Source organism: Georgenia sp. Marseille-Q6866, assembly GCF_965111665.1.
The window spans coordinates 202,448-218,209 of record NZ_CBCOOR010000001.1; the positions used below are offsets into that span (position 1 = coordinate 202,448).

General features: G+C 65.7%; 17 protein-coding genes. 7 read left to right on the plus strand and 10 right to left on the minus strand.

The annotated features are described in order from the left end of the window. Positions 1-54: 54 nt before the first annotated feature. On the minus strand, positions 55-651 hold the full coding sequence (locus tag ACWPXV_RS00970) for a cadmium resistance transporter (RefSeq protein WP_030153505.1): 597 nt from the start codon (positions 649-651) through the stop codon (positions 55-57). Then, complete coding sequence (cmtR, locus tag ACWPXV_RS00975; protein ID WP_028708027.1) at positions 648-1,007, minus strand: Cd(II)/Pb(II)-sensing metalloregulatory transcriptional regulator CmtR; 360 nt, start codon at positions 1,005-1,007, stop codon at positions 648-650. Before cmtR ends, ACWPXV_RS00970 begins: the two co-directional genes overlap by 4 nt. Positions 1,008-1,242: 235 nt before the next feature. On the opposite strand from cmtR, the gene ACWPXV_RS00980 reads away from it, so the two are divergent. Beyond that, complete coding sequence (locus tag ACWPXV_RS00980) at positions 1,243-1,701, plus strand: recombinase family protein (protein ID WP_454083461.1); 459 nt, start codon at positions 1,243-1,245, stop codon at positions 1,699-1,701. Next, a complete protein-coding gene (locus tag ACWPXV_RS00985; RefSeq protein WP_454083462.1) occupies positions 1,586-1,840 on the plus strand; it encodes a recombinase family protein in 255 nt (84 codons plus the stop codon). The genes ACWPXV_RS00980 and ACWPXV_RS00985 overlap by 116 nt, the downstream gene beginning before the upstream one ends. Before the next feature lie 43 nt (positions 1,841-1,883). Here the strand turns inward: ACWPXV_RS00985 and ACWPXV_RS00990 are convergent, their stop codons facing one another. Further along, positions 1,884-3,515 (minus strand): potassium channel family protein, encoded by a 1,632-nt coding sequence (locus tag ACWPXV_RS00990; RefSeq protein WP_454083463.1) that lies wholly within the window; start codon positions 3,513-3,515, stop codon positions 1,884-1,886. 265 nt (positions 3,516-3,780) lie between these two features. Here ACWPXV_RS00990 and ACWPXV_RS00995 point away from each other — a divergent pair, with 265 nt between their 5' ends. After that, positions 3,781-4,365: a TetR/AcrR family transcriptional regulator gene (locus ACWPXV_RS00995; RefSeq protein ID WP_454083464.1), complete on the plus strand. Its 585-nt coding sequence runs from the start codon at positions 3,781-3,783 to the stop codon at positions 4,363-4,365. A gap of 91 nt (positions 4,366-4,456) precedes the next feature. Then, positions 4,457-5,272, plus strand: a complete 816-nt coding sequence (locus tag ACWPXV_RS01000; RefSeq protein ID WP_454083465.1) for a hypothetical protein — start codon at positions 4,457-4,459, stop codon at positions 5,270-5,272. A 465-nt stretch (positions 5,273-5,737) separates the two neighbouring features. Here ACWPXV_RS01000 and ACWPXV_RS01005 read toward each other — a convergent pair whose 3' ends face one another. Then, positions 5,738-6,637: an NAD(P)-dependent oxidoreductase gene (locus ACWPXV_RS01005; RefSeq protein ID WP_454083466.1), complete on the minus strand. Its 900-nt coding sequence runs from the start codon at positions 6,635-6,637 to the stop codon at positions 5,738-5,740. A gap of 170 nt (positions 6,638-6,807) precedes the next feature. Next, the gene (locus ACWPXV_RS01010) at positions 6,808-7,383 is read right to left on the minus strand and encodes a TetR/AcrR family transcriptional regulator (RefSeq protein WP_454083467.1); all 576 of its coding nucleotides are present in this window, start codon (positions 7,381-7,383) and stop codon (positions 6,808-6,810) included. A 166-nt stretch (positions 7,384-7,549) separates the two neighbouring features. Here ACWPXV_RS01010 and ACWPXV_RS01015 point away from each other — a divergent pair, with 166 nt between their 5' ends. Together ACWPXV_RS01015 and ACWPXV_RS01020 are read left to right on the plus strand one after the other, a co-directional pair. Further along, the gene (locus tag ACWPXV_RS01015) at positions 7,550-8,764 is read left to right on the plus strand and encodes an MFS transporter (protein ID WP_454083468.1); all 1,215 of its coding nucleotides are present in this window, start codon (positions 7,550-7,552) and stop codon (positions 8,762-8,764) included. 257 nt (positions 8,765-9,021) lie between these two features. Continuing rightward, a complete protein-coding gene (locus tag ACWPXV_RS01020; protein WP_454083469.1) occupies positions 9,022-9,393 on the plus strand; it encodes a MerR family transcriptional regulator in 372 nt (123 codons plus the stop codon). A gap of 284 nt (positions 9,394-9,677) precedes the next feature. Here ACWPXV_RS01020 and ACWPXV_RS01025 read toward each other — a convergent pair whose 3' ends face one another. The 5 genes from ACWPXV_RS01025 to ACWPXV_RS01045 form a co-directional block, all read right to left on the minus strand. Beyond that, complete coding sequence (locus tag ACWPXV_RS01025; protein WP_454083470.1) at positions 9,678-10,505, minus strand: ParA family protein; 828 nt, start codon at positions 10,503-10,505, stop codon at positions 9,678-9,680. A 41-nt stretch (positions 10,506-10,546) separates the two neighbouring features. Continuing rightward, positions 10,547-11,125: a TetR/AcrR family transcriptional regulator gene (locus tag ACWPXV_RS01030; protein ID WP_454083471.1), complete on the minus strand. Its 579-nt coding sequence runs from the start codon at positions 11,123-11,125 to the stop codon at positions 10,547-10,549. Then, positions 11,112-12,650, minus strand: a complete 1,539-nt coding sequence (locus ACWPXV_RS01035) for an MFS transporter (RefSeq protein ID WP_454083472.1) — start codon at positions 12,648-12,650, stop codon at positions 11,112-11,114. Before ACWPXV_RS01035 ends, ACWPXV_RS01030 begins: the two co-directional genes overlap by 14 nt. A gap of 302 nt (positions 12,651-12,952) precedes the next feature. Then, a complete protein-coding gene (locus ACWPXV_RS01040) occupies positions 12,953-13,465 on the minus strand; it encodes a TetR/AcrR family transcriptional regulator (RefSeq protein ID WP_454083473.1) in 513 nt (170 codons plus the stop codon). Between the two features lie 87 nt (positions 13,466-13,552). Continuing rightward, positions 13,553-14,521 (minus strand): IS481 family transposase, encoded by a 969-nt coding sequence (locus ACWPXV_RS01045; protein WP_454083474.1) that lies wholly within the window; start codon positions 14,519-14,521, stop codon positions 13,553-13,555. Between the two features lie 427 nt (positions 14,522-14,948). Here ACWPXV_RS01045 and ACWPXV_RS01050 point away from each other — a divergent pair, with 427 nt between their 5' ends. Next, the gene (locus ACWPXV_RS01050) at positions 14,949-15,689 is read left to right on the plus strand and encodes a dihydrofolate reductase family protein (protein ID WP_454083475.1); all 741 of its coding nucleotides are present in this window, start codon (positions 14,949-14,951) and stop codon (positions 15,687-15,689) included. The last annotated feature ends 73 nt before the right edge of the window (positions 15,690-15,762 follow it).

Here is a 15,762-nt window from a genome sequence, read left to right on the forward strand (position 1 = left end):
ATCCCTATACCGGAGCGTCGAGCCTGGCGACCTCTCTCGTTCGCTTTGGCTCCGTCAGAGACCGAACGCTCCTCCGCTGACGAGGATGACGATGCCGAGGCCGATCAGGACGATGGGGAACAGGATGTGTTCCCAGCGCTCGAGGACTTCAGCGATCGGCGGCCGGGTGGCAACGAACTTGGCGACTACGACCAGGACCGCGACGAGCGCGAGGAAGACGAGGCAGTAGGCGACCACTGCGATGGGTTCCACGCTGAGGAAGACGGGGACATAGACGCCGATGTTGTCTCCGCCGTTGGCGAAGGTGACTCCTGCGACGGTCCACGCGCTGACCTTCGTGCCCGTGACCTTGGCGTCATCGTCGTCATCGTCTCCGCGCCAGGCTTGCCATGCAGCCCAGAGACCGAGGGCCAGGGGGATGAGCCCGAAGTACGGGATAGCTGCTGAGGGCAGGAATGCTCCGGCTCCGATAGTCACCAGCACAGCGGCACCGAGGATGCAGGCGAACCCCACGTACTGGCCGACCAAGATGCGGGTGGTCGTCCCGCGTTGGCCCGCGCCGCGGGCGAAGAACAAGGAGAGCACGATGATGTCGTCGATGTTGGTCGCGATGAACAGGCCGATTGCCTGCAGGACCGCAGCCAGGATCACGCGCCCGCCTCTGCTGCGTCGCATCCGTGCACCGAGCAGGCAGGATCGATGCACGGGGCGTTCTCGTCAACCGCGAGGGTGACGTCAACCAGGGCGGTCAGCGCCTGCGTCAGGTGGGGATCGGCGATCTCGTAGCGCGTCTTGCGGCCCTCGGGTTCGGCAGCAACGATGCCGCAGTCGCGCAGGCACGCCAGATGATTGGACACGTTGGAGCGTGTGAGGTCCAGATCGCGGGCCAGCTCTGCCGGGTAGGCCGGCCGGTCGAGCAGCGTCAGGATGATCCGGGACCTGGTCGGGTCGGCCAGCGCGCGGCCCAACCGGTTCATCACGTCCAGGCGAGAAGCAATGGTCAGCATGCGCTGAACTATACAGCGAGGACTGAAGTGGTTTTACGCAGCCCGGAGTCGCTAAGCGTGCGAACGAGGCTGTGTCAGTTGGGGATCGACCCACGGGACGATTCGCCCGATCATCAGGGAACTCACGAAGCGGCGACAGAACCCCGCCACATAACGGCCAAGGCCACACACCCCTCGTGTCAAAAATGGCCGTGTCTCGCAGGTGTTCTGCGATCGTTTCTGAGACGCTTTCGGGATGACGCACCACCTCGTCCGCCTCGCCCGCGTGTCCACCAACGCCCAGGATGCCCAGCTGCAGCGCGACGCCCTCCAGGCGGGCGGCTGCATCAGGATCTTCGTGGAGAAGATCAGCAGCCGATCCAGCCATCGCCCAGGGCTCGCCGCGGCGCTGGATTACATGCGCGACGGCACGGACACCCTGGTCGTGTGGAAGCTCGACCGCCTGGGCCGGTCGACTAAAGACATCCTCACGGTCGCAGACGACCTCAGTGACCGCGGTATCGGTTTGCGCGTCCTCACGGGGACGCTGGCTGGCACGTACAGCCCCGGCGGGGGAGGGGAAGTTCTTCTTCACGATGATGGCCGCCTTCGCCGAGCTCGAGCGCGACCTCATCCGAGAACGCACCATGGCGGGCCTGGGAGCCGCTCGAGCGCAGGGGCGCACGGGTGGGCGACCTCGGGTGATGGACCGTGACAAGCTCGCCGTCGCGCGGGCAAGGCGGGCGAACGGCGAGAGTCCAACCGAGATAGCCCGGGCGCTGGGGGTTTCGCGGGCCACTGTCTACCGGTACCTCCTGTCTGAGACCTCGAGCGAAGGACGGCCGCGCGGCTGAGTGCGTCGTTCCTAGCGGCATTTGCCCCCAAAAGCGACCTCAACTACGCCCAGCCCCAGCGGCGCCGTCGACTGCCGTAGCGCTCCACGAAACGCTGTTCGGCTGCTTCGTCGCCGATGACGAGAAGGTCCGCGTCAAGCGGCGGCGGCTCGGTGGGATCTGGAACGACGAAGCGACCTTCTCGGGCGATCGCCACGACCTGACACCCGGTCTTCCGCGCGACATCTGACTCTCGGAGCGACCGGCCACGAAGGGCACGCGGCGTCGGGGTGCGAAAGACCTCCACGCCCTCGGCGATCACCAGCCGAGGTCGCCAGCCGAGCGTGTTCCAGATCATGGCCGACCCGATGGAGGCATAGGAGAGGACGGCATCTGCCCCTGCGCGGTGCAGGGTGGAGACGTTGCGTTCCCGCGTCGCCCGCGCGATGACTTGCAGGTCAGGGCGCAATCGGCGCAGGTACAGCGTGAGGTAGACATTGACGTCGTCCTCATGGGTGGTCACGAGCGCCGCCGCGGCTTCTCCTAAGCCGGCTCGCTCGAGCACCTCGAACATCGCCGCATCACCCTCGACATACGTTCGCCCGGGCACGATTCGCTCCGCGCGGCTCTCCACGATCACCGCACGGATTCCGGCTTCCTCGAGCGCATCGGCCGCTGCGCGCCCGACGCGTCCACCGCCGATCACGAGGACCGGGCGGTCCACGGTTGCTTCGCCGGCGAAGGCGTCGTCGTACCCGGCGAGCTGGTCCTCAGTGCCAGCCAGGAGGAGGATGCTGCGCGGAGTGAGGCGAGTGTCTGGACTGGCAAGGGAGAAGGTGCCCTTGTCCCGCACCCCGATGACGTTGAGACCGCGCCAGTCGCTGAGGTCGGTTTCTGCCAGTGTTTTCCCCGCGAACACGGTCCCACACACATTCGCTTCGGCGATTCGCAGATCCCCGAACTCACCGATGACGTGCGCGCGGCTGTCCACGCCGACAACGCGGCGAACCATGGCACGTCCCAAGGTCTTGCCGAGCTGCACGACCTCGGAGCATCCCGCGAGCTCGAGGATCGGAACTGAAGCGGTGGCGTTGGCGGTGGCCACGATAGAGATCTCGGGAGAGATCTCGCGAACGGTAAAAGCGACGTTCGTATTGGTGGTGTCCGATTGCGTCGTGACGACGAGTGACGCCTTGTCGATGCGGGCTCTGCGGTAGGTCCGAGGGTCGTCAAGCTGCCCTAGCATCACGTGGTAGCCGCTGTCGTGGAGCCGCAACGCGTTCTGAAGGTCGGGCTCGAGCAACACGTATGGTGCTCCCTCGTGCTCAGCCAGATGGATGAGCGCGTCGGTCACTGAATCAAGTCCCGTGAGCACGATGTGCCCCTCGATCCACTCGCTCACCCGGCGCGGTGCGCGCGCAGCCTCGCGCCGGTTGAGCCACGGTCTGAACACGAACTGGATAAAGACGAACGGCAGAAGCACGAGGATGAACATCGAGCCGGTCACGACCACTGCGGACGAGAATATGTGGCCGGCCTCCGACTCGAACACGATGTCGCCGTACCCCAGTGTCGACATCGTCACGAGGGTCCAGTAGATGCTGGTTGCCCACGAGAACTCGCGACCTTCGTACGCCATCATGTGACGAAAAAGCCAGCTGTACCCGAGCACCATGAGCGCGAGGACGATGAGCATCGTGGCGGCGAAGCGGACGTTTCGCGCAGCGAACCTAGCAACTCCGAGCCTTGGGGCCTTCACGGAGTCCTCTCCTTTGTGCACGTCGTAGCGAGCTGCCCTTGGCGTGGGCAGTGGGGAAGCGACGCACCGCGTGCGACGTCGAGCTGCTGCGGAGTCGTCGCGGCTCGATGGACCCCGATCCTGGGTCTACCTTAACGGAACAGTGCTGTTCCGTAACTGCACTAGCGTGGCCTGAAACGGGAGCTCCTGGTATCGTCATGCTATGGCAGCGCCCGCGGACACAGAGAGTGGAGCGAAGGCCCGTACACGGGGGGCGATCCTTGACGCCGCGGTGGTGGTGCTGGGTAGGGATGCTCAGGCATCACTTGCCGATGTCGCCGCGGCCGCCGCGGTCGGCCGCACTACCTTGCACCGCTACTTCCCTGAGCGTGCGGACCTGGTGAAGGCTGTGGTGCGCCACGTGGCTCAGCGGAGCATGCAAGCCATCGAACGGGCAGAGCCGCAGACTGGACCAGTCGAGGCCGCGCTGCGCCGGATCGTCGAGGCGCACTTGGAACTCGGCTCGATCCTGATGTTCATCTACACCGACCCCGCGATCGGGTCCGACCCTTCCACCGCCGCGGAGCTCACCGCGATGGAGTCGGGCATCGACGGTGTGCTCGCCCGGCGCGATCTGAATCTGAACCCTCACCTGTCCGGGCCCTGGCTGCGACGCACCTTCTGGGCACTGCTCTACGCCGGGTGGGAAACGGCCGATAGCGGTGAGATGACTCGCCAGCAGATCGTCGAGGCAATACTGACCACCCTCACTCGCGGCGTATACGCCCAGGAAGCCATCACCGCTTAACGGCACCAGAGAGATTTACTGAGGACTGCTTGTGACGAATTCACCGCGCGGCGCGCTGCAACGCCGGCTTGAGGGCCTGTGGTGTGGAGGTGTGACCGAGGACGCGCATCAGGAAGTCGCATACCGAGCGGTCGTGGGGCTGCAACTTGCTGCGCACGCCAGGCTTATCGATCTATCCTCCCCGATTACGGCGGAGGCGCTCGGACTGATCGCCAGCGCCGCTGGCCTGCACGGGCAGGTTCGGTGGGGCGCGGAGGCGCGCGCCGCGCAGGACGGCGATGCCTGGCCCACGGGTTACCCGATTCTTGATGCCACGGTCGAGCTGATCGAGAGTGGAGGACTGCAGAACGTCACCTTCTCCAATATTGCCGCGATAACGGGCGTCCGCGTTGGGGCACTGCGGAGTATTTTTGGCACGCCGGAGCGCCTGCTCGCAGATCAGAGATCATTTGTCGTGGATGAGATACTTGATGACCTCTTGCATCCTGCCGGGGCGCATGCGGTAGCGAAGGAAATGTGGAGCCTCACTCATCATTTCTACGCAATGGGGCTCATGCTCACGCTCGCAGGCTTATCCCGACAGCGAATCCGAGACAGCGTCGACCCGCGGCTGTACGCCAGGTTGCGGCTGCAACGCGCAGCACGCAATGACGACAGTGCTGCCGGCCTTCTCGCTGCGCTTGCGGCGATCGACTACCACTACGTCCTGCCACTACGCCGACCCAGTGGGCCCCGCACACCTCCGGAAGACGTCTGGCAACTCCTCGACGAACTCGTCTCGGAGAAGCGTGACTGGACCCCGGCTGACAGGTCCGCGGCAATGACTCACCAGCCGGGGTCAGGCGGAACGAGTTGTTGCACACCCGATGGAGGGTGGGTGTACGGCCGACGGGCGAGGCGCCTTTGAGTGCGGTGTGGCCGCCGTGGGGGACGTAGTGGCCGAGGAGAGCGGGAAAGGGGACCGGTTCTCGCCGCCCCCGGTTGAGAAGGGGGCGGGCGTAAGCCCCAGCATGGTGCGCTTGAACCATTGAACCATTGAACCTTGCCGATGGCCGGGGAACGGTCGGGCGAGCGGAGCAGCGCATGAGAGAAGAGCTGTGAGGCCGCGATCGAACGCGATCGCGCGCACGCAGACGCCGAGCGCACGGTCAGCAGCCGATCGCGCCCGGCGCGCCGCCTATTGCGGGACGCCGGGCGCGCGGACGCTCACGAAGCCGCGCGCGAGCAGAACGCGTGCGGCGCACCGACAGGGCGCCGGACGGGATCAGTGAACCATCCTTCAGCGGCAGTGCTCGGCGTGTGGGCCGCTGCCGCGCGCGGTGAGGACCGTGTCGCGTGCCGCCCCGTGAGTGTGAGTTTTCTGGCTCGAAACCTAGTGGGCGGCAGCGACCGACGGCTTCCGCAGCTGGTGGATCAACGCGGGATATCCCTTGCCGCCATCTCCGGCGTCGACGGCCTGCGCCGCCAGCCCCCTGAGGAACTTCGGAAGGTCGGTGTTGATGCCGGCGGCGACGCTCTCCTCGAGAAGATTCTCCATGGCCTGCAGCGTGCCAGCGATATCACCGTCAGGCGCGATGTCGCCCGACTCGATCTGGTCGGCGTAGCCAGGTAGCCATGACGCCGCGCTCTTGAGCGTGTCCTCGATCAGGGGCACCATCGACTTCGGACTCTCTCCCACAGACTCGAAGAGCGCCGCAGCGTGCATGAATGCGTTCAGCACGCTCCACGTAACAGCCAGGCCAGCAAGATCATGGAGCCCCGCCAACGCCACGTTTGAGCCCAGGTACTTCAGCCCGCCGCCGAGCGCGGCGAGGGTCTTCTCGTTCTCGGTCCACGAAGAGGCGTCGCCACTCACGAGGACCATTCCAGACTGGTCGGGCCCAATCTCGGACGTCATCGCGAGGATCGCCCCATCGAGGTACCGCCCATTTCGTTGCTGAACCCACGCTTCGAGCTCGCGCGCGGCGGCGGCGCCTCCGGACGTGACGTTGACCAGCGTGCGCTGGTCGAAGTCTTCCACCGAATCCAGGAGCCCTTCGACCGCCGCGTAGTCGGAGACGCAGACGACGATCAGGGGACTGGCGCCGACGGCGTCTGCGAGTGAGGCAGCCTTCAGGCCACCCTTCTGGACCAGTCCGTCTGCCTTCGCTGAGGTGCGATTCCAGACGGTCGTGTGGTGGCCCGCATCGAGGAAGGCCGATGCGATTGCTGTACCCATGGCTCCGAGCCCGAGCACCGTGACGTTCTGCGAGAAAGCTGGTTCAGTAGTCATGTCTCCATCCTCAACCTTGACATCGTCTGAAGGTCAACCGAGCGATCAGAACGGACGTGACCTCTCGCGCGACCACGCGCGCGCTATGGCCCCCGTGCTCCGGCTGCGCCGTGATCTCCCGGCAGCGGACGCCCCGTCGTAGAGGTGGCCCGGGGAGGAGATCACCGCCTTCAGCGTGCTGTCGCGAGCGGACCGCTGTCGTTTGTGATGGCCGTGAGGAGGTCCCGTGCGCGAGTGAGATCGTCGCGGGAGATGCTTTTGTCCCAATGGGCGTTGGCGCTCAGTCCTTCAGCGGCGTAGTAGACCACCGTGATGCGATCGGGGTGTAAGCCGTCACGTGCGAGATCTGCGCGCCACTGCTCCATGTGGCCGCGCAGGATCTCAGCGATCCCGTCCGCCAGGCTCAGCTGCTCCCAGAGACAGGGGTAGTTGATGTCCGTTGGCCCGGTGTCGCTCATCACCGTGCGGATGTACGCGCGAAGCAGCTTACCGGGATGGTTCTCCGCGAGGTCGACGTTCGCGCTGACCGTCTCGTGGAACTGTGCAACGGCGTCGAGGGCGACCGCTCGGACGAGCGCATCCCGACCAGCAAAGTGATGGACGAGGCCACTTTTTGAGATCCCCGCGTCAGCGGCGATCACATCCAGAGAGACGCCGATACCTCGGTCGTGGATCAGCTTCGTCGCCACGTCGAGGATGGCGCGTCGCGTCCGTTCCCGATCGCGGCCGTTGTTGCTTGATCCCATGGTGGCCATCCTCCGCTGCTGTGGTGCGCCGGTGGCGAGGCGCGTCCTCGGGCCGAGGACAGACTGCCGCAAGTGTACATTGGCTAGACCGATCGGAACGGTGGCTTTACCAACCAAGTGTGCGGTACTGTCAGACGTCTTTCGTTGATCCCCCCTGAGAGGGTCTGTGAACCCCATCGCCCGCCGCTATCTGGCGGTCTCCGTCATGTTCTTCGTCCCAGGGATCGCGATGTCGTCCTGGATCGCGCGAACGCCAGCAATCCGAGACAGCCTCGGGGCGTCCACGGCTGAGATGGGCTTGGTCCTGCTCGGTCTCTCCGGTGGCGCGATGGTCGGCATCCTCTTGTCGGGAGTGCTCGTCGCGCGACTGGGGACGCGCTCAGTGCTCATGAGCGGCATGGCCCTGATCGTCGCGGGACTGTCGCTCGTCGCGGTCGGGTCAGCGATCGCGTCCACTCCGCTCGTCACCGGCGCGCTCGCCGTGTTCGGGATCGCAATGGGCGGGATCGAGATCGCGATGAACGTGGAAGGGGCGGACGTCGAGAAGCAGGTCGGGCGCCCCACTCTCCCTCTCATGCACGGCTTCCTGAGCCTCGGGTTTGTCGTTGGCGCATTGCTCGGCATGCTGCTGACCGCCGTTGAGTTTCCGCCGTATTTCCATCTGGCCGCGATCGCAGCCCTTGTCGTCGTCGCTACGACTCCCGCGCTCGCGCAGATCCCTTCGGGCATCGGGCGTGCTACCCGTCGAGGCACCGATCGCGGGGAAGGTCGTACGCATGGCGCGTACGGTCGGATGCTGCGCGACCTCCCGCTCTGGCTGATGAGTTTCGTCGTGTTCTCCATGACGTTCTCAGAGGGAACCGCCAACGACTGGCTTCCGCTGATCATGGTCGACGGGCACGGGTTCACAGAGACGATGGGCTCGGGGACGTACGCCGCGTTCGCGGCATCGATGGTGGTGGCCCGATTCTCCGCAGGGTTCTTCCTCAAGCGGTTCCGACAGGTCGTCGTCGTACGAGTCAGCGTTCTCACCGCCGCGGCGGGGATCGCGCTCGTAGCACTCGCCGATGTGCCAGCTGCGGCCGCTGCCGGCGTCATCTTGTGGGGACTGGGAACCGCCCTCACGTTCCCGATCGCCATCTCCAACGCTGGCGCGGGCCCGGATGGCGCGGCACGCGTCTCGGTCGTCGCTTCGATCGGCTACTTCGCCACCCTTGTCGCCCCGCCCCTTCTCGGATTCCTGGGCGATCACCTCGGGTTGCGATCGGCGCTGCTCCTCGTCCTGGGCCTCGTCGTCATCGCAAGCTTCCTCACCCCGGCGATGGTGAAGCCCGTCGACCAGGATGAGGAGTCGAAGGTCGGATCCCCCGCGATGCCCTAGCGCACTGGCCCGCGCCATTGGCTGTGGCTGTGATCCGCTGACCTGAGTCTGGATGCGGGAGGCCTCAGCGACGTGGGCCGCGAGAAAGTTCAGGTCCAGACGCGTGTCGTTGCCGGCATCGAACATGCGCGCAAGCGCGGCTCCTGTGGCCCGCCGAGCCCCTGAATGCTGACGGTTCGTCCGGATGGTGAATCGTTGGCCTCCATGACGGCCACCTGCAACGTTAGGGTCATGTTGAAGTCAACGCGGAGGTGTGCATGAGGATCGGGGAGTTGAGTGCGCGGACGGGATGCAACCCCCATCAGTTGCGGTACTACGAATCGCAGGGACTGCTGTCGTCCACGAGGAGTCCTAACGGCTATCGCGAATATGCCTCGGGAGCGGTCGAGGTGGTGCGCGAGATTGCGGAATCTCTGGCCATCGGGCTATCGACACGGGATATCGCTACGATCAACGCCTCACTTGCCGCGAGTCCTCAAAGAACGGACCTCTTGGCTGTGCTCGAGATTATCCAGGGAAGGCTGGATGGCGTTGAGGAGCAGTTGAAGCTGGTGAATCGAGCGCGAGAAACTCTGGAAGCATGCGCCGCCGAGATTCAGCGGCGCATGGACGCAGCGGTTACGAACTAATCGCCAGACTCGCGTGCCGACGGAGCTCTGCAGCGTCCGAGCGGCACGCTCATGGAGCTGGCGGTCGGAGGCGTCGTGATGGTCAGTCAAGCAGACCCCCGGCCTCAGGGCCCAGGTGGAACAGATCGCGGCCGGTTTCGAAGCCCTCGTACGTGAGGCCGTCACCTACCGCTTCGACCCAGCCATGGTGGACGGACCGCTGCGCTTGGGCGCCCTGACGAGCGCACCCGCCGCGCCTCGCATTCCGTCCGGTATGTCCTTTGGGTCGAGCCGATGGATGTTCCTCACACGGAACGTGGGATCAGGGGTGTCTGACTGTCGATCACCTGTGCCGCGAGCTGTGCGTAGAGCGTCGAGAGTTGTCCGCCGGGGGCCCATTGGTCTTTTGACCGCTCGCCGGTCTGCGGTGCCTTGCCTGGGGTCGTCCCGGGCGGGACGGCGGGTGTGAGCACGTGCTCCGGCCAGGTTTTGCTCACGGGGTTGGTCGTTCGCGACGTCCGGTGGCGCCCTGTGGCACCGCCGTCGTCTTCCACCACGATCCCGCGGAGCCGCACCAAGGTGGTCTCGTCGATCCCGCATGATGCTGCGGAACGGCGAAAACGGTCGAGGGTCTCGATGACGTGGGCTACCTCGGTGAGGTTCTCCTCGCTCGCCGAGCTGACCACGACGAGGTCGGTGGCTGCGACCAGTGCGCTCGTCAGTCGTCCGTCCGTATGCCCGGGACCACAATCGATTATCACGACGTCGAAGTCGTCAACAGTCGTCAGGGCGATGCGTAAGTGTCCGCCCGTTGCTCGTGGTGCTTTTCGAGAGAGGTTGTCCGAGGCTGGGATTACCCAGAGTTTGGGACTGTGTCGTGTGGGGACGGCGAGTTCACGGGCCCAGCCGATGGGGTAGCCGTCGGCAAAGATCGACCCGATGTCCCTACTCTTCTCCCACGGGGTAGCGCCGAGCCATCTGGTGGCGTCGCCATCGAGCGAGAGGTCGATCAGTAGCACGGACTGACCGGCGCGTGCGGCCTCCAGTGCTAGCGCGACTGCCGTTGTCGTGCCGCTCATACCCGGATGTGCGTGCGTCACTGCCAGGACCTGACAGTCCAGGGTTGGGTGCATCAGGAGTCCTTCATGGTCACGTACTTGGTAGTTGGTGGCGTTTAGGCCGGCGGCATCGGCCGGGGTTCTGCGAGCCTGAGAAGCTCGGCGCGCGCAAGGTCGCGCTCGTCCTCGGTGAGGTAGGGCGTGCCGGAGTTGGCGGCGAGACCCTCTGCGGCGTGCTTCAACACCAGAGACAGTGCGACTTCCAGGCCATCGGCGGCGAATGCCTCCCGCCACCGGCGAGCGTCGCTCGCCACTATCGCACCCATTGAGGGGCGGCTGCCGAGCACTTGCAGCAGGGATGAGGGGGAGAAGGTCTCTTGGGTGATGGCGCTGTCGCTTGTGAGAGTTCGGATGTAGGCCCGTAGCAGTTTTCCGGGACGGTTCTCGGCCAGGTCGACGTGTGCGCGCACGTCGTCCCAGAACCGCTCCGCGGCATTGACGAGGAGGGTCGTCTCGAGCTCCTCGCGGCTGGGGAAGTGATGGGTCAGCGCTCCCTTGGAGACCCCCGCTCGGGCCGCAATGTCCGCCAGGCTCACCCCGGCGCCGTGCTCGGAGATCATCTGCGCGGCCGCGTCGAGGATCGCTGCGCGGGTGCGTTCCTTGTCACGCGTGGGTGTGGTGTCAGTGTGCGGCACGGATGGCTCCTGGGTTCTTGGTAGAGGGGATGAGTCGCCAGGCGATGAACGCAGCGATGACGAGGAGGCCGGCGGCGATGTAGGCGGTGGTCTGCATGCCGTGGGTGAATGCTGCCTGTGCCATCGACAGGAGCTCGGTGTTCTGGTCGCCTGCCACGCTGACCCCGCGGGCGAGGGAGTCTCGGATGGCCGCCTCTTCCTCGGCGGAGGTCCCTGCGGGGATCTGCAGGTGGGATCGGTAGAGAGCCGTTTGCAGGGAACCGAGGACAGCGATACCCAAAGCGATACCCAGCTCGTAGGCGGTCTCGGCAATCGATGCGGCAGCACCAGCACGAGAGGGCGGTGCCGCGGAGACCACCGCATCGGTGGAGAGCGTCATCGACAGGCCCGTGCCGAGCCCGATGACGCCCAGGGCGACGCCGATCCACACGTATCCCGGTAGTCCCTCGGCGACGCTGAGCAGCGCCAGCCCCAGCGCGCCAATGAGCAGCCCGCCGGCAATAGCGCGGCCCAGTCCGAGCCTGGTCAGGGCGACACCCACGACGGCAACTACGGCCAGGGAGGCGATGGTCGCCGGCATCTCGGCCATGCCCGCCCAGAACGGGGAGTAACCCCGGACCAGCTGCAGATACTGGGAGAAGAAGAACAGCAACCCGAGGAAGGCGAAGATTGACAGGGCGTTGGCTGCGACGGCGCCGCTGAAGGCCGGGATCCGGAACAGCGAGATGTCGAGCATCGGGGTGTCGAGACCACGCTGACGCCGCACGAAGAACCATCCGCTCAAGATTCCGAGAACGACGGCGGCGAGGGCCGACCAGCTCAATCCCTGGCCGACGGCCTGCTTGATCGCGTACACCACGGGCACGATGGCAAGGACGGACAGCGCCGCGGACGCCAGGTCAATCCGACTCGGCAGGGGATTGCGTGACTCCGGCAGGAGAACGAGCCCAAACGCGACGATCAAGACCATCACGGGCACGTTGATCAGGAAGACCGAACCCCACCAGAAGAACTCCAGCAGCGCTCCTCCCAGCAGCGGGCCCACCGCCCCGCCGGCCATCGCCCCGGCCGACCACAGCGCGATTGCCCGGGTGCGCTGGGCAGGGTCGTGGAAGAGGTTCCGGATGATCGACAGAGTTGACGGCATGATGGTGGCGCCAGCGGCCCCCAGTAGGGCTCGGGCGCCGATCAGGACCTCGGCGCTCGGTGCAAACGCCGCCAGCGCCGAGGCGAGTCCGAACGCGACGCTTCCGAAGAGCAGCAACTTCTTGCGCCCGATCCGGTCCGCCAAGTTCCCCATGGTGATCAACAGACCGGCCAGGACGAAGGAGTAGATGTCCCCGATCCACAGCAGCTGGGTCGCGGTAGGCGAGAGGTCGGCCATGAGCGCCGGCACGGCGAGGTACAGGACGGTTCCGTCGATCGCCAGCAGGGTGACGGCCAAGATGAGGACGACCAGGGCCAGCCATTCCTTGCGTCCAGCCCTCGAGGGCGCCGGTGGCGGGGTGGTGTGGAGTGTGGTCACCGCGGGACGCTAACGAACTAAATGGTTTGACGTCAAGGGCGTATGGTTCGTACGGCGTGCGGTGTCGACTGCCACTTGGCGGCGCCCGTGCTGGCTTCGCGATGGTCGGGCCTCATTCATCCTCGGAGGATCTCGACCCCTATCCGACGAGCGACGCGCCCGATGCCGACGTCCGCCTCGACGCCGCCACCTCCACACCCTGGAGCCGGAAGAGCACCAAGTTCCTCCGCTAAACACGAGCTGGAACCCCACCCCAGCCGCTCAGGCTGTATGGCCAACGAGTCCATCAGTTGGAGCAACGATCACGGCTCAAGTGGGCCGCTCCCGTCTGAGATGGCGGTGAGCAACTTACGCGCGTGCGCGAGAGTCTCTGTTGAGATGGTGCTGTCCCAATGGGCACTAGCGCTGAGACCTTCTGCAGCGTAATAGACGGTTGTGATCCGGTCTGGATGGAGCCCGTCACGTCCGAGATCGCTGCGCCACTGCTTCGTGTCGCTACGGATAATCTCGGCGACTCCCTCCGCCAAGGTGAGTTGCTCCCACAAGCAGGGATAGTTGAACTTGGGTGTGTCGTCATCGCCGAGAACTGTGCGGATGTAGGCGCGGACGAGCTTGCCAGGACGGTTCTCCGAGAGGTCGACGTTCTCGTTGACGACCTCTCGGAATCTCTCGATGGCATCCTCGGCAACGGCCCGGATCAGGGCATCTCGGCCCGGGAAGTGGTGGATGAGTCCGCTCTTGGAGATCTCCGCTTCAGCGGCGATGACGTCGAGGGAGACGCCAATCCCTCGGTCATGGATGAGCTTCGTCGCCACGTCGAGGATGAGACGTCGTGTCCGTTCTCTATCGCGACTCTTGTCAGCTCTCACGGCTGATCACCGCCTCCTAGTTGTACTCAGCCATCACGTTGCTGACGCTCGGCTGATCGGGGGCTGGCCGCCGAGTGCGGTGTGGCGGCGTTCAGTGTTGTAGGTGTGCAGCCATGGGGCAAGGGCGTCGCGGCGGTGTTGGTTGCTGGCGAAGACATGGCGGTAGGCCCACTCGGTTTGCAGGGTGCGGTTGAAGCGTTCGACCTTGCCGTTCTGCCAGGGGCAGTGGGGTCGGATGAACTTCTGCACCGCCCCGAGCTGGGCGACCGCCTCGGCGAACGCCCGCCCGTGGCGGTAGGCGAAGGCGTTGTCGGTCATCACCCGCTCGATGCGCTCGATGCCCATTGAGGCGAAGTAGGCCGCCGCGCGCAGCAGGAACCCGGCGCAGGTCTCGGACTTCTCGTCGTCGTGGATCTCGCTGTAGGCCAGGCGGGAGTGGTCATCGACCATGGAGTGGACGTAGTCGTAGCCGATGCGCTGGGTCTTGTCCTTCTTCACGTTGCCCCGGCCGTGGGCGCGCCACCCGCCCCCGTCGGGGATCTTGCCGAGCTTCTTCACGTCGACGTGGACCAGATCCCCGGGCCGGTCACGCTCATAGCGCACCGCGGTGGCCTTGGAGGAGCGGATCTGCTCACCCGTCATCGGGTCCAGCTCCCGCAGGTACGGCACACCGGCCCGGCGCAGCACCCGCGACACCGTGCGGGCCGGCACGCCGAGCTCGGCGCCGATCCAGTCCGGCCCACGGCGGTGGGCCTGGCGGCAGGCCACGATCTGCGCGGCCACCTGCGCGGTCGTCTGCCGCGGGCTGCGGTGAGGGCGGCTGGAGCGGTCATGCAGCCCCGCCTCGCCCTCCTGGTCGTAGCGCTTGAGCCAGTAGTGGGCGCACTGCCGCGAGACGCCCATCGCCTTGGCGGTGTGGGCCACCGCCCACCCCTCCTGCCGCACGCGCTGCACCAGCAGCAGGCGTCCGTGGAACGTCAGACGGGCATTACGGTGGGACACGAGGACCTCCGGGTGTTGGGCGTGACTCTCGACAAGCCACACCTCACCCGGAGGTCCTCCCTACGTCAACGACCGACCGGCAGTGTCACCAACCTCCTGGCTGAGTACACCTAGTTCCGTCGCAGCGTCGATCGCCCCTGAGCGAACTCGCGGCGGGCTGTCAGAGCCTGCCACCGCACGGTACACAGCAGACCGATCCGAGCGCCCGAACCAGTGCGCCGTTCGACCGGCCCGTTGGGTTGGCGTACCGACCAGCTGTGCTGTAGCGTGCCACCGGTCGAGTGTTCCTCGTTGAGTGTGCTCACAGGACTTGACGCTGGCCCCCCGGATGCGTGCTGAACCGAACTGTCACGCTTCACAAAGGCCCCGCAGCTCAAGGATCGACAAGAACCGCGTACGAACGTACGTCTCATTGAGAGGACTCACCATGCACCCCCGCGTGATCTGTCACATGCTCACTTCCGTCGACGGCCGCTTGATCCCTCAGCGGTGGACACCACTGCACAGCGGCAATTCCTCCGACCTGCTGCTGGATGCCTTCCTGCGCACCGCCGAGACCTTCGACGCCGACGCCGGCTTCCTCGGACGGGTCACCATCCAGACGGACTTCAATGTCGGTGACTTCGACCGCACAGGCCTTCCGCCGACAAGCGACCGGTCAACCCATGTGGCTCCCCGGAACAACCCACGCCTCATGGTCGTCTCGGATCCACGGGGTCTGATCGAGTACCTCGAGCCCACCCTGAACGGCGACGATGTGGTCGCCGTACTGGGTACGTCCGTGTCGGACGCCTACCTGGAGCACCTGCGTGGGCTCGGGATCTCCTACCTGTTCGCCGGGGACGACGGCCGAAACCTCACTCGGGCGCTCGAGGTCCTCGCTGCCGACTTCGCCGTCACCACACTGCTGCTGCAGGGTGGCGGCCTGGTCAACGGCGCTTTCCTCACCGCCGGACTCATCGACGAACTCAGCGTCCTCATCCACGCAGGGATCGACGGTGCGTCGGACTCCCCGTCCTACGTTGAGGCCGAGCCCAGCGAGGACCGACTCCCGGCCGCCGGACGCACGCTCGAACTACGCGGCGTCGAGACGCTCGAAGAGGGCATGGTCTGGCTGCGATACACGCTTCACGGCGCCGCGTCAGGGGACACGGCCCACGGAGGGTAAGTCATCAGCGTCAAAGGACGGGAGTGGTTCCTCGAGCTGGCGGGCACGGTCGATACTTGGATCGACCGTGCCC

What these genes read in the sequence shown, in the direction of transcription:
- cmtR (WP_028708027.1), bottom strand. Translation starts at nt 1,007, where the DNA reads ATGCTGACCATTGCTTCTCGCCTGGACGTGATGAACCGGTTGGGCCGC.
- ACWPXV_RS00980 (WP_454083461.1), top strand. Translation starts at nt 1,243, where the DNA reads ATGACGCACCACCTCGTCCGCCTCGCCCGCGTGTCCACCAACGCCCAG.
- ACWPXV_RS00985 (WP_454083462.1), top strand. Translation starts at nt 1,586, where the DNA reads ATGGCCGCCTTCGCCGAGCTCGAGCGCGACCTCATCCGAGAACGCACC.
- ACWPXV_RS00990 (WP_454083463.1), bottom strand. Translation starts at nt 3,515, where the DNA reads ATGCTCATCGTCCTCGCGCTCATGGTGCTCGGGTACAGCTGGCTTTTT.
- ACWPXV_RS00995 (WP_454083464.1), top strand. Translation starts at nt 3,781, where the DNA reads ATGGCAGCGCCCGCGGACACAGAGAGTGGAGCGAAGGCCCGTACACGG.
- ACWPXV_RS01005 (WP_454083466.1), bottom strand. Translation starts at nt 6,637, where the DNA reads ATGACTACTGAACCAGCTTTCTCGCAGAACGTCACGGTGCTCGGGCTC.
- ACWPXV_RS01010 (WP_454083467.1), bottom strand. Translation starts at nt 7,383, where the DNA reads ATGGGATCAAGCAACAACGGCCGCGATCGGGAACGGACGCGACGCGCC.
- ACWPXV_RS01020 (WP_454083469.1), top strand. Translation starts at nt 9,022, where the DNA reads ATGAGGATCGGGGAGTTGAGTGCGCGGACGGGATGCAACCCCCATCAG.
- ACWPXV_RS01025 (WP_454083470.1), bottom strand. Translation starts at nt 10,505, where the DNA reads ATGCACCCAACCCTGGACTGTCAGGTCCTGGCAGTGACGCACGCACAT.
- ACWPXV_RS01050 (WP_454083475.1), top strand. Translation starts at nt 14,949, where the DNA reads ATGCACCCCCGCGTGATCTGTCACATGCTCACTTCCGTCGACGGCCGC.